The 13217-nt window shown below is 45.9% G+C and carries 12 protein-coding genes and 1 tRNA gene; 8 read left to right on the top strand and 5 right to left on the bottom strand.

Features of this window, described 5'->3' with window-relative positions; genetic code table 11:
- Positions 1 to 387: 387 nt before the first annotated feature.
- On the bottom strand, positions 388 to 1305 hold the full coding sequence (locus PLE7327_RS09675; RefSeq protein WP_015143659.1) for an o-succinylbenzoate synthase: 918 nt from the start codon (positions 1303 to 1305) through the stop codon (positions 388 to 390).
- A 93-nt stretch (positions 1306 to 1398) separates the two neighbouring features.
- Here PLE7327_RS09675 and trpS point away from each other — a divergent pair, with 93 nt between their 5' ends.
- Positions 1399 to 2409, top strand: a complete 1011-nt coding sequence (gene trpS / locus PLE7327_RS09670) for a tryptophan--tRNA ligase (RefSeq protein WP_015143658.1) — start codon at positions 1399 to 1401, stop codon at positions 2407 to 2409.
- Between the two features lie 125 nt (positions 2410 to 2534).
- Positions 2535 to 3446, top strand: a complete 912-nt coding sequence (locus PLE7327_RS09665) for a methylenetetrahydrofolate reductase (protein WP_015143657.1) — start codon at positions 2535 to 2537, stop codon at positions 3444 to 3446.
- An 89-nt stretch (positions 3447 to 3535) separates the two neighbouring features.
- On the opposite strand, the gene PLE7327_RS09660 is transcribed toward PLE7327_RS09665, so the two are convergent.
- Positions 3536 to 4330, bottom strand: coding sequence for an RNA methyltransferase (locus tag PLE7327_RS09660; protein WP_015143656.1), 795 nt, complete (start codon positions 4328 to 4330; stop codon positions 3536 to 3538).
- Between the two features lie 81 nt (positions 4331 to 4411).
- Positions 4412 to 4495: transfer RNA gene (locus PLE7327_RS09655), tRNA-Leu, on the bottom strand.
- Between the two features lie 151 nt (positions 4496 to 4646).
- On the opposite strand from PLE7327_RS09655, the gene murA reads away from it, so the two are divergent.
- The 3 genes from murA to PLE7327_RS26500 all read left to right on the top strand — a co-directional run bounded on the left by murA (position 4647) and on the right by PLE7327_RS26500 (position 7059).
- Positions 4647 to 6101 (top strand): UDP-N-acetylglucosamine 1-carboxyvinyltransferase, encoded by a 1455-nt coding sequence (gene murA / locus PLE7327_RS09650; protein WP_015143655.1) that lies wholly within the window; start codon positions 4647 to 4649, stop codon positions 6099 to 6101.
- Between the two features lie 243 nt (positions 6102 to 6344).
- Positions 6345 to 6665: a hypothetical protein gene (locus tag PLE7327_RS25245; protein ID WP_217523361.1), complete on the top strand. Its 321-nt coding sequence runs from the start codon at positions 6345 to 6347 to the stop codon at positions 6663 to 6665.
- Positions 6649 to 7059 (top strand): FkbM family methyltransferase, encoded by a 411-nt coding sequence (locus tag PLE7327_RS26500; protein ID WP_217523423.1) that lies wholly within the window; start codon positions 6649 to 6651, stop codon positions 7057 to 7059. The genes PLE7327_RS25245 and PLE7327_RS26500 overlap by 17 nt, the downstream gene beginning before the upstream one ends.
- Before the next feature lie 55 nt (positions 7060 to 7114).
- On the opposite strand, the gene larC is transcribed toward PLE7327_RS26500, so the two are convergent.
- Positions 7115 to 8371, bottom strand: a complete 1257-nt coding sequence (larC, locus tag PLE7327_RS09635; protein ID WP_015143654.1) for a nickel pincer cofactor biosynthesis protein LarC — start codon at positions 8369 to 8371, stop codon at positions 7115 to 7117.
- A 90-nt stretch (positions 8372 to 8461) separates the two neighbouring features.
- Between larC and PLE7327_RS09630 the strand changes: the two genes are divergently transcribed.
- The 3 genes from PLE7327_RS09630 to ppk1 all read left to right on the top strand — a co-directional run bounded on the left by PLE7327_RS09630 (position 8462) and on the right by ppk1 (position 12010).
- The gene (locus tag PLE7327_RS09630) at positions 8462 to 9115 is read left to right on the top strand and encodes an L-threonylcarbamoyladenylate synthase (RefSeq protein ID WP_015143653.1); all 654 of its coding nucleotides are present in this window, start codon (positions 8462 to 8464) and stop codon (positions 9113 to 9115) included.
- A gap of 181 nt (positions 9116 to 9296) precedes the next feature.
- On the top strand, positions 9297 to 9758 hold the full coding sequence (locus tag PLE7327_RS09625; RefSeq protein ID WP_015143652.1) for a CBS domain-containing protein: 462 nt from the start codon (positions 9297 to 9299) through the stop codon (positions 9756 to 9758).
- Positions 9759 to 9847: 89 nt separating this feature from the next.
- Entirely contained in the window at positions 9848 to 12010 is a 2163-nt protein-coding gene (ppk1, locus tag PLE7327_RS09620) for a polyphosphate kinase 1 (RefSeq protein ID WP_015143651.1), read from the top strand.
- A 77-nt stretch (positions 12011 to 12087) separates the two neighbouring features.
- Here ppk1 and PLE7327_RS09615 read toward each other — a convergent pair whose 3' ends face one another.
- Entirely contained in the window at positions 12088 to 13215 is a 1128-nt protein-coding gene (locus PLE7327_RS09615; protein ID WP_015143650.1) for an ATP-dependent 6-phosphofructokinase, read from the bottom strand.
- Between the last annotated feature and the right edge of the window lie 2 nt (positions 13216 to 13217).

The following is a 13217-nucleotide window of genomic DNA, read 5'->3' as shown; positions in this document are numbered from 1 at the left end:
TGTTTCGCTTCGCGATCGCTCCGCTCAATATGACATACTATACTTTTGGGATAACCTGTCAGAGAAGTAAGTACGTAGTCTTGTCGCTTACTATGAATTAGCTAGTAATCTCTAGCATATCCTTCAACAACCAAAGATTATTAGATAAGACTTTCAGTCCATTTTAACTGAGATCTTGCACCATTCTCAACAACTGCTGTTGTCATTAATTTCCCGGTTGAGCGAAAAAGTCTTCTAAAGAATACCTGATAGGAGGAATTTCAGTCGATTTTAATCGAGCTGAGCTTTGAGCCTAGAACTTTAGTTCTAGGCGTTGATTGATGCTTATGCTGTTAGCCAAGAAATTTATTGCTTGGAGAGATTTTAATGTTTACTTCTTCATCGGTCTCAGAATCCATCATCTTTTTCAAACCAATGACCTACCCCAAAACCTATAGCGCGATTTGGGTTAGAAAGTTCTGCTGCTAGACGCAATACTGCTTCTCTACCAATTTTAGTTTCAAAAACTGAAGAAAATACGGCATCAATTTTATGCCGCTGACAAAACTGACGCAGGCGTTGAGGAGAACCCGCGATCGCAGCTTTAATAATATATATCCCTCGCCATCCTTTTTGATAGCAATCCTCCAATTGTTGTAGATTAGCAACAGATTCATCCAATGCGATCGCAGTAGAATAATTGGTACTTAAATCTAACATTAGATCGAACTCTTGAGGCGATAAAGGTTGTTCGATAAACTCAACAATCTGCATCTCATCAGCTACTTCTAACCAAGCTTTTGCTTCTTCTGTACTCAATCCCCCATTAGCATCTAATCGTAACTTTGCTCCTGCTGGTAATGTGCGAACTAGCTTCTTAAATATTTTAATTTCCTCTGCGATTGCGAGCGCGCCAATTTTCCATTTGAAGGTAGTTGATGACTGAAGAATTTCCCACGCCTGTAAAGCATCTTCCCCAGCAGGTAATAGATAACTAAAAGAAAGTCTTCCTCTCTCCCCCTCTGCACGAAATAAATCCTCCAACGCCGATTCAAACCCAAACTGACAAGCAGGTAAATCCTCTGGAATCGCTTGTATTGTTGCTTGTGTGAATTTTCCCTTCAATTGCTCGCAAAATGCTAACGCCTGTGCTAGAGTTTCCGAACCGAACCAAGGCAAAGGGGCAATCTCGCCGCAACCCATTCTACCGATTTCATCAGTCAAACGTAGAATAATACCTTCTCTTATTTCCCAAATTCTGCGACTGGTTTTCAAAGGTTGACGGAAACGGCGTTGATAGGGACGAAATTCAAAATGATAGTACATCTTCTATGAAAGTCTGGCATGAGGCATAATTGTAAAAAATTATGTAGAATAACAAACCCTCTGTCATCCTCCTGACCAATTCGATCGCAAATAATGGCAAAACAGCGAGTTTTATCTGGGGTTCAACCCACGGGCAACTTACATTTAGGCAACTATCTAGGGGCAATTCGTAACTGGGTCGAAATTCAGAGCAATTATGACAATTACTTTTGCGTAGTAGATCTACACGCCATTACAGTACCGCACAATCCCAAAACCCTAGCCCACGATACCTATACCATCGCCGCACTCTATTTAGCTTGCGGCATCGACTTACAGTACTCCACTATTTTCGTCCAATCCCACGTTAGCGCGCACAGCGAACTTACATGGCTGCTTAACTGTGTCACGCCTCTAAACTGGTTGGAGAGGATGATCCAGTTCAAAGAAAAAGCCGTCAAACAAGGCGAAAACGTTAGCGTTGGTTTATTGGATTATCCCGTCTTAATGGCAGCCGATATTTTACTTTATGATGCCGATAAAGTTCCTGTCGGCGAAGATCAAAAGCAACACTTGGAACTGACGCGCGATATTGCCATACGAATCAACGATAAATACGGAAGCAAAGAGAAACCCGTCTTGAAACTTCCCGAACCGCTAATTCGTCAAGAAGGGGCTAGAGTGATGAGTCTGACGGATGGCACAAGCAAGATGTCTAAGTCAGATCCTTCAGATATGAGTCGGATCAATCTTCTCGATCCGCCAGAATTAGTTGAGAAGAAAATTAAGCGCTGTAAAACCGATCCTATCAAAGGTTTGACTTTTGACGATCCAGAACGCCCCGAATGCAATAATTTATTAACTCTTTACACGATCTTGTCAGGAAAGACGAAACAAGAAGTGGCAGTAGAATGTCGGGATATGGGTTGGGGACAGTTTAAGCCCTTGCTTGCTGAAGTTACCATCGAAGCTCTTAGACCAATCCAAGACAAATATAAAGAAATTATGGATAATAGGGACTATTTAGACTCTATATTGCGAGAAGGTCGCCAAAAAGCCGAGGCGGTTGCCAATAAAACCCTAGAGCGAGTTAAAAATGCCCTTGGTTATCTACCACCTCTCTAGTTATAAGACGGGGAGTGTGGGAGGAAGTGAGAGGGTGAGAAGACAAGGGAGAAAACTAACCACCAACCACTAACTACTAACTAATCTCCAATCCTTTCATTCAAAATCCTTTCATCGAATCACTAATGACAACTAGATTTCGTCGTGCCGTTCAAGATAGAGAATTTCTGATCACTGCTGAGGTGACTCCTCCGAAAGGGGGCAATCCAGTACGAATGCTAGAAATGGCAAAACTTCTCAAAGATCGAGTTCATGCCTTGAACATCACCGATGGAAGTCGCGCTGTCGTGCGAATGTCTTCGATCGCAGCATCAGTAATTTTATTACAGCACGGCATCGAACCTATCTGTCAGATTGCCTGTCGCGATCGCAACTGCATTGGACTAGAAGCAGATTTAATGGGCGCACATGCTCTGGGAATCCGCACTATTTTAGCGCTAACAGGCGATCCGGTTAAAGCAGGCGATCGCAAAGAATCGAGGTCTGTGTTTGAATTGGAATCGGTTAGACTCCTCAAATTAATTGCCAACCTCAACAGTGGCTTAGATTTCAAAAATCAACCCCTGCCCGACGAACCGCTAGATTTATTTGCGGGCGCTGCCGTCGATCCGCAGTTAAAGAGTTGGTCGAGTTTGCAGCAACGATTCGATCGCAAAGTAGAAGCTGGGGCGCAGTTTTTCCAAAGCCAATTGATTACGGATTTCGAGCGACTGGATAAGTTTATGAATCAAATCGCTGCCGGAAGCAATAAACCTATTTTAGCAGGAATTTTCTTGCTTAAATCGGCTAAAAATGCTCAATTTATCAACAAAAATGTTCCAGGCGTTCAGATTCCAGAAGACATCATCAAACGCTTAGCCGATGCGCCCGATCCTCTTCAAGAAGGCGTAAACATTGCCGCCGAACAAGTGCGCTTAGCCAAGCAAGTCTGCCAAGGCGTTCATCTGATGGCAGTTAAGCGAGAAGATTTAATTCCTCAAATCCTCGATCTTGCTGGAATTCCTCCTATAGAAAAGCCTGAGTTAAATTGCGTTTAAGTTTCCCCGATCGAGTAGAGAACACGACACATAATAGCCAATCTTAGCGTAGATGTCGGGAGCGCGATCGCAAAATTAAAATCAAAGATTCAAGAGTAGGATTCAATCCTTCTTTGTCGTTGAGCTTCGTACAATAATAAAGCGGCCGCGATCGCAACATTCAACGATTCTACTCCTTCACCCAGAGGAATTTTTATTTGCAAGTTGGATAGAGAAACCAATTCTTGTGTCAGTCCTGCCCCTTCATTGCCCAATAAAATTAAAGTCGGGCCGGTAAAATCAATTTCCCAATACAGTTTCTTGGCTTTAGGCAGCGTCGCGACTATTTGTACTCCCCGCGATCGATAGTCTGCTACGATTTCGGTTAAATTGGAACTGATGATAATTGGCAAGCGAAACCACGCCCCGGCAGACGAGCGCAAAACTTTTGGATTATCGACATCGACGCTATCGTCGCTCAGCCATAACCCATCTGCCCCAGCAGCAACGGCGGTACGAATAATCGTTCCCAAATTTCCAGGATCTTGCAATCGCTCTAAAACTAATCCCAATTTTAGATGAGCTAGCTTTGCGGGTCGATCTATTATGCGTAAAGCAGTGGCAACTACTCCATCGGGATGAACCGTCGTTGTGATCGCGCCTAAAACTTCTGGGGAGACTATCTCCACTCTTTGAGCTTGCTTAGACGCTTTTTCCCATAATTGTGGGTAGCGATCTCGCCATTGCTCGGTGCAACAAACTGTTGCTAAGGAACAATTGCTCTCGCAAGCCGTCTCTAGCAAATGAGTTCCCTCTAATAAAAACAGATGTTGCTCGCGCCTACCTTTAGAGGAGTGTAGCTTGCGCATCTGTTTGACGAGAGGATTCTGAAGACTCGTAATCATGCCTTGAGTACTAAGGAAGCAAAAATAAAAAGTTAAAAAGTTGCACTTTTGCCTTTTACCTTTTTACTTTTACCTTGCAAATGCGGAACCCGGGACTTGAACCCGGAAGTCTTTGCAGACACTAGAACCTGAATCTAGCGCGTCTACCAATTCCGCCAGTTCCGCAAATATAACGCCCAATCTCTTATTATGATTCACCGAATAAGATTCGTCAACCATTGACTGGAAACATTATTAATGGTCTGTGTCCTTAATTTGAAAGCCAATTAATTAATCGGGATCTTTACAATCTTTTCGGTAAAATCTAGTAGGCAAAATGTACGTCCAAAAAAACATTAAGATTTCCCAATATTTGGAGGATAAAGCCATAAACTCCCTGCATAGTTCCAATCATCCCCTCTCCCAGCCCGAAGACGAGCAACCCATTTTACAGATCTGGGGTAGAGCGTCTCTCGAAGGAGAAGTCCGAATTAGCGGCGCCAAAAATTCTGCCCTAGCGATCATGGCAGGGGTACTCCTATGTTCCGATGAATGTCGGCTTCAGAACGTGCCGATCTTAGTAGATGTGACGCGGATGGAGCAAATTCTGGAAGCTCTAGGAGTCAAGCTCAACAGGCAGGGCAACATTTTAGATGTGGATGCTAGCAATATTGGGAAATCCCAAGCGCCTTACGATCTTGTCTCTCAAATGAGAGCTAGTTTTTTTGTCATTGGTCCTTTGTTGACTAGACTAGGCGTTGCTAGCGTTCCTCTGCCAGGGGGATGCGCGATCGGAGCGAGACCTGTCGATCTCCACGTTCGCGGTTTGCAAGCGATGGGAGCAGACGTTCGCATCGAACACGGCATGGTTCATGCTTGCGTCAGGGGAAGAAGAAGCAGATTGCAGGGAGCAAAAATTTACTTAGACTATCCCAGCGTTGGCGCTACAGAAACGCTGATGATGGCAGCCACTTTAGCGGAAGGCGAAACTATCATTGAAAATGCCGCTCAAGAGCCAGAAGTCGAAGATTTGGCTAATTTCTGTCGAGCAATGGGAGCGCAAATTAGCGGCGCTGGCACCAATACGATTCTTATTTCTGGAGTCGATCGCCTGCACGAAACGGATTATTCTATCATCCCGGATCGCATTGAAGCGGGAACTTTTCTCGTAGCTGGAGCGATTACTGACTCAGAAATTAGCCTATATCCCGTCATTCCCGAACACTTGGCTCCCGTAATTGCCAAATTGCAAGAGATCGGCACTCAAGTCGTTACAGATGCCCCCAATCGCTTGCGCGTCGTACCTGGCGCCCTGCGGGCGACTGATATCGAAACGCTTCCCTATCCAGGATTTCCCACGGATATGCAAGCACAGTTTATGGCACTTCTCGCCATTGCCGAAGGAAACAGCGTCATTAGCGAGACGGTGTTTGAAAACCGCCTGCGCCACGTGGCAGAATTAAATCGCATGGGAGCCGACATTCGCGTTAAAGGAAATCACGCGATCGTCAAAGGCGTGCCCAGGTTATTGGGCGCTCCCGTCATGGCAACCGATTTACGCGCTTCAGCCGCTTTGGTACTGGCAGGTTTAACCGCCGAAGGCAAGACAATCGTTCAAGGATTGCATCATTTAGACCGAGGGTACGACAATCTAGAAGGAAAGCTGAGTCAGTTGGGAGCCAAACTTCGCAGAGTTACGCCTCAGACGCAGACTTCAGCCAATATTTCGCCAATTGGTCAACCCAATTCGCAATTATCGGTTTGCACTTCGCAATTATCACCTCATCAATAAATTGTTTAGCACTCCGACAACAAATTTAGAACTAAATGAATTAGACTTACTAAAACAGTTTGAATTCCTGCTTCAAGCTGTTTTTTGCTATGTTAATGCGAGTTCGATTAGATATAAACTGTATTTGGATTTTTTTGTTTTTATCTCTTTTAGGATTTTTATAATTAATTTTAATCAAAATCAAAAAGGATCGCTGATATGTTTGATAGATGATTTTTACATTAGATCGGGAAAATTTACCTAATGATGAAAGACTATATAAAACATGTTTTGATTGGCACGCCTCTCGAAAAACCTGCAAAAACCTTACAATTTTTACTCAATTACAATCGGCGACTCCGGCATCCCGAACTAGAAGAAATTTATCTAGAGTCAAAAAGAATCGAACAGGTAATGAAATGTGAAATCGGGATCTCTTCTAATTGTATAGATATTGGCGCTCATTTGGGTTCAATGCTGAGTGAAATTTTACGATTGTCACCCAATGGTCGTCATATGGCTTTTGAACCAACCCCACAAAAAGCTTGTTGGCTGAAACAGAAATTTTCTGGGGTCCGATATTAGAGATATTGCCTTAAGCGATAGGACAGGCAAAGTTTCTTTTTATATTGATAAGCATCGGTCTGGCTTTAGCGGACTGAGGAAGCATAGAAAAAGAGACGATCTAGTTACAAAAGTAGAAGTTCAATGCGATAGCCTTGACAATATTTTAGACCCCGATCGCCAGGTCGATTTCATAAAAATTGATGTAGAAGGAGGAGAATTAGCCATTCTTCGCGGCGCTGCAAATACTTTATCTAAGTATCATCCTTTGTTGCTCTTTGAGTGTTGTCGATCGGGACTTTCTGCCTTCGGTTTTACCTCTAAACAAGCCTTCGAGTTTTTAACTCAACATTCATACTCAATCTATTTACTTAAAGATTTTTTTGCCGATGGCAAAGCTTTAAGTTTTGAATGATTCGATCGCGCTTTACACTATCCTTTTCAAGGTTTTAATTTCATTATTTCATTGTTTATCGAGCATCATTTTGACCGTACCACGCAGCCAAAGCCATTTGGTGAATCACGTGCCAAGGCTGATTAGAATTCCTGGCTAATTCGGCACAATCTTCGTATTCCGGTTGCACGTTTAAAATCGTTTTCTCTGGTTCGGTTCCTTGAGTGGCGACTTTGATTCTTACCGTGCCAAAAATTGTTTTTACCTCGTGAATTTCTCGCTGTAAGATCGATCGCTGTTGCGTTAGATGTCGAATTCCCAGAGTAGTCGTTTCTCTAAAGAGTACCGCTTCGCAAGCGGAAACCTTTTCGGGATGACAAATAACCGTTAATAAAATCCCCGGACGGGATTTTTTCATGCCAATAGCAACTGTAAAAACATCTAAGGCACCCACCTTAAATAATTCCTCAAAAACATAGCCGATCGCCTGGGGGCTGAGGTCATCAATTTGCGTTTCTAATACCGAAATCGTTTCTTGGTTAGTGGATAGCGTTCCTAGCGAGCGACCGAGCCAAAGTCTGAGAATATTGGGAATGGGTAAATCTCGCGAACCCGCTCCCAAGCCAATGCGTTCGAGACTCATCGCCGGGGGAGCGCCAAAATGAGTAGCCAGAGTCGCCGCGATCGCAGCGCCAGTTGGCGTGACTAATTCCTTATCGATGCCGTTGCTGTAAACTGGAACTTGACGAGCTTCCCACAATCTCATCACAGCGGGAACGGGAACGGGTAAAATCCCATGAGCAGCTTTTACCGTACCACCGCCCGTGGGCATAGCAGAGCAATGCAATTCATCAATTCCCAACCAATCCAAGCCTAAACAAGTTCCGACAATATCGACAATGGCATCGGTTGCCCCAACTTCATGAAAGTGAACTTTCTGTGGCGCAATCCCGTGAACGGCTCCCTCGGCGATCGCGAGTTGGCGAAACACCTTAAGACTCCATTCGGCTGCCCTTGGGGGTAGCGAAGCAGCTTGAATGAGTTGTTCGATTTCAGGTAAATGTCTTGCTCGGTGGCGATGGTCGTGGTGACGTTCGTGGTTATAATGTTTGTGGCTGTCGCTTGGTTCGGCATAGACATCGACATGAACTTTTGTGGCTACCTGTCCGTTGCGACGAACTTTTTCTGCCCACAAACTATATTCTCGCTCTATTCCTAACTTCTTGAGCTGTTCGCTTAGATATTCTAACGGCACGCCCGCATCGACGAGAGCGCCCAAACACATATCGCCAGCAATTCCTGTTTGGCATTCAAGATAGGCTAACTTTTTCATAAATTTTTTTAATTTCGCGATCGATTGTTCATCTGTGATTGGCTATTAGGCGAGCGTTAGTTGTATTATTTCATTTTTCATTAAAAGATAATGGCTACTATCTACTCCCTTCATCCCCAAAATCCCCAGCAACGTACCATTGACGAAATTTGCAATGCGCTTAGGCGTGGCTCGGTCATGCTCTACCCTACCGATACCGTCTATGCAATTGGCTGCGATCTTAACTCCAAATCGGCAGTCGAACGGGTTAGGCAACTGAAACAGCTATCCAACGATAAGCCGCTAACTTTCCTGTGTTCGTCACTCTCAAATATTTCTGAATATGCCATCGTCAGCGATTCGGCTTATCGAATTATGAAGCATTTAATTCCGGGGCCTTATACCTTTCTACTTCCTGCGACTAAATTAGTCCCCAAACTGGTGATGAACCCCAAGCGCAAAACCACCGGCATTCGCGTTCCCGATCATGCCGTATGTCAAGCGATTTTACAGACGCTGGGCAATCCGATTATTTCCAGTTCGGCTCATTTGCCCGACGAAGAAGGGGAGTTTCCCACCCTCAAACTAGAGAAAGCAAAACTATTTGATGCGCTTGATAAGTCGGTGGATATTATTATCGACGATGATTCCGATCCTGGCGTTGAGGTTTCTACGATTTTGGATTTGACCGAGGAAGAACCTGTCGTTGTTAGAAAAGGCTTGGGATGGGAAGAGGTGGAGCATTGGCTGACTCCGCTAAGCTGACTTGAGTTGGGAGTTGAATGAATTCGGTGCGATCGCGTTTTGGCAGGTAGCTAGGAAATACGATTTAACGTGAGTTCAAAATTTGCTGGCGCGATCGCGCAGTCATATTTCCTGAATAAGGAGGCTAAGAAAGGAAATATAATAAAAATAACTGCCTCGATAATTAATCCCAGACTATCTCATGACTAAAACCGTCGCCGATGTCATGACCCCCAACCCGATCGCGGTCAAGCCGCAAACTCCACTCAATGAAGCAATTAAGCTTCTGTGTGAGAAACATATTAGCGGTATGCCCGTCGTGGACGATGCTGGAAAATTGGTCGGCGTTATTTCGGAATCAGACTTAATGTGGCAGGAAACTGGCGTGGAACCGCCGCCCTATATTATGATTCTCGATAGCGTCATCTATCTGCAAAATCCCGCCCGTTACGAAAAAGAAATTCATAAAGCCTTGGGACAAACGGTTGGCGAGGTGATGACCGATAAACCCATTAGCATTACCCCCGATCGCTCTCTCAAAGAAGCCGCCCGCATTATGCACGAAAAGAAAATCCGACGCTTGGTCGTGGTTGACGGAGAGGATGGCAAAGCGATCGGCATTTTAACTCAGGGCGATATCATTCGCGCGATGGCGGATAGCTAGGGGAAGATTTGCTTTAATCTGACGATAATCTTGGCTAGTTACTGTCAAGATAGTATCGATGCTAGCCTTCATCGTTGCCAACTACTGCTATGTCGAAAACCAAAACCACTTCCCCGGAGATCGATCTCAAAGATCCGCAATACTATATCAATCGAGAAATAAGCTGGCTAGAGTTCAATCGTCGCGTTTTACACGAAGCCCTCGACCCGCGCACCCCTCTCCTAGAACGCCTCAAATTTTCTGCAATTTTTAGCTCGAATCTGGATGAATTTTTTATGGTGCGAGTGGCAGGGTTAAAACAGCAGGTAGAAGCTGGGGTAACGAAACTAACGCCGGACGGCCTGACTCCCAGCGAACAACTAGAAGCGATTAGCGATCGCCTGCGTCCTTTGGTCAGGCAACAAGACCAGCATTTTGAGCACGAACTCAGAGAGCAGTTAAACGCCGAGGGCATTCATATTATTAATTACGTCGATCTCAATCAAGAACAGCGCACCTATCTCCAGCAGTACTTTGAAGAATATATTTTTCCCGTCCTCACGCCACTGGCGATCGACCCCAGCCATCCCTTTCCCTACATTTCCAACTTAAGCCTCAATTTAGCAGTCATCGTTAGAGATCCCGATACCGATGAGGAATTATTCGCCCGCGTCAAAGTCCCCAACGTTCTGCCTCGTTTCATTTCTCTGCCGAAAGAATTGCGACAGCAGTCTGCCAACAAACAGTCGATTTGGTCGGGCGTTCCCTTAGAACAAGCGATCGCTCACAATCTCGAAGCCCTGTTTCCCGGCACGATCGTTCAGGAATGCCATCCGTTCCGAGTCACTCGCAACGCCGATCTATCGGTAGAAGAAGACGAAGCTGACGATTTAATGCTGGCGATCGAACAGGAACTGCGCAAGCGACGAGTGGGAAAATCTGCCGTTCGCCTGGAAATTCAAACCTCAATGCCAGAAAACCTCCGAAACCGACTCATGCACGATCTGAGGTTAGAAGAGATCGATGTCTACGACGTAGAAGGGTTGCTCGGACTCAAAGATTTAATGTTTTTTGTGTCCATGCCCTGCCCGGAATTGAAAGATCCGCCCTGGTCGCCCGTCGTTCCCGCTTGGCTGTCGCGCACTCAAGATATTAGCAGTCGCGATCGCGGTGACGACACTCAAGAAGGCGAAGATATTTTTACCCTCATTCGCAACTCGGATCGATTGCTTCACCACCCTTATCAGTCTTTTAGCGCTACGGTCGAGGAATTTATTACCCAAGCGGCATACGATCCCAAGGTACTGGCAATCAAAATGACGCTGTATCGGACTTCTGGGGATTCGCCCATCGTTAATGCCTTGATCGCCGCCGCCGAAAATGGAAAACAGGTAGCCGTCCTAGTGGAACTGAAAGCTCGTTTTGATGAAGAAAATAATATTACCTGGGCTAGGAAGCTAGAGCAAGCTGGCGTTCACGTCGTCTACGGGTTGGTTGGTTTGAAAACCCACACCAAAATCGTTTTGGTAGTTCGTCAGGAGAGCAACAAAATTCGCCGCTACGTTCACATCGGCACGGGTAACTACAATTCCAAAACGGCGAAGCTGTACACGGATTTAGGACTGTTAAGCTGTCGAGAAGAATTGGGTGCCGATTTAACCGATTTATTTAATTTCCTAACGGGATATTCTCGGCAAAAATCCTATCGCAAGTTGTTGGTTGCTCCGGTTAACATGCGCGATCGCATGGTTGCAATGATTCGTCGCGAGGCAGAACACTGTCGCAAAGGGAAAAGCGGACGCATCGTCGCCAAAATGAATGCATTAGTCGATGCTCAAATTATCGAAACGCTCTACGAAGCTTCCCAAGCCGGAGTACAAATTGACCTCATTATTAGAGGAATTTGCTGCCTGCGTCCCGGTATTGAAGGAGTCAGCGAAAATATCCGCGTTATCAGCATTATCGGTCGCTTTTTGGAGCATTCTCGCATTTTTTACTTCCAAAATGGCGGCGAAGAAGAAGTTTATATCGGCAGTGCAGACTGGATGACGCGCAACTTGAGTCGCCGAGTAGAAGCCGTTACTCCTATAGACGATCCGGAGATTGCCAAGGAGTTAGAAGAAATCCTGGGAATTATGCTCTCAGACAACCGCCAAGCCTGGGAATTGCAACCCGATGGCAGCTATATTCAACGCCATCCAACAGACAGCGAACGCGAGCAAAGTTCTCATAAGATCTTGATGGAAATGGCAATGCGATCGGCAGGAATTTAGGAATTGACATCATTCATGATTTTTTTGTCCTGGATAGTCCAGGACAAAATTCTTCCCCCTATTTCACTGTCTGCTGACTATGAGGATTTCACCAGACTTTGTGCCAGTTGGGATTGAGATGATGCGGTAACATACTCGTTCTCGCCGATATAAATACCTAGATCTCGCGCCGTTTGCACTAAACAGCCGTTGGGATCGACCAAAGCAGGACTCTGAGCGATGACCGCTTCGAGGGGAACGCTGACGACTTCGCCGTTTTGCCAAGCCACCATGCGATCGAATTGTTCTCGCGCCACCAAATCGACAGCAGCCGTGCCAAAAATAGCCGCTAGAGCGCGATCGCCTGCCGAAGGAATGCCGCCGCGCTGGACGTGACCCAAAATCGTCAAGCGAGTTTCAATCGGGGTACTGCTACAAGCAGGAATTTGCTCGGTAATGTATTGACCGATGCCGCGCAAGCGGACTTCGCCGAGGGAGTCAGTATAGCAACTGAGCGCTCCTTCTGCGGTTTTCGCGCCTTCGGCGACGACGACGAGGGCAAATTTCCGTCCCCACTTATCGCGCAATTCTTGGAGTTTTTGACACAGTTTTGGCACTGAGTAGGGAATCTCCGGAATTAAGATGGCATCGGCACCGCCTGCAATACCGGAATACAAGGCCAGATGTCCCGCCATGCGCCCCATGACTTCGACGACCATAACCCGATCGTGGCTGGCTGCGGTGTAGGTCAAGCGAGTCAGAGCATCCGTTACCGTATTGACTGCCGTATCAAATCCGATCGCGCGTTCGGTTAATGCCACGTCGTTATCAATGGTTTTGGGGATGCCAACGAGATTCCAGCCTCCTTTGCGGGCGACTTCTCTAAGAATCGTCAAGCTGCCGTCGCCGCCAATGACAATTAGAGCATCCAACCCAAGCGCCCGATAGCTGGCATCTAGTTCGTCTCTCCTTGCCAGCGTATCTCCTTTATTGGTCGAACCCAGAATCGTTCCCCCCATGCTCAACAAGGGATCGATGCCGTGCAAATCCAAGCCATGTAAATTTAAAGAAATCGCTTTTTTCTCCAGCAACCCCTGAGTAGCATAGGGAATGCCGAGGACTTCCCACCCATAAGCACTCGTAGCATGACAGACGACGGCTCGAATCGCCATATTTAAACCCGGACAGTCCCCACCACTGGTCAGAATACCGATGCGTTTGGTCATAG

Source organism: Pleurocapsa sp. PCC 7327, from assembly GCF_000317025.1.
Classification (GTDB): domain Bacteria; phylum Cyanobacteriota; class Cyanobacteriia; order Cyanobacteriales; family Microcystaceae; genus Hydrococcus.
This window is presented reverse-complemented; position numbering and strand designations above follow the sequence as displayed.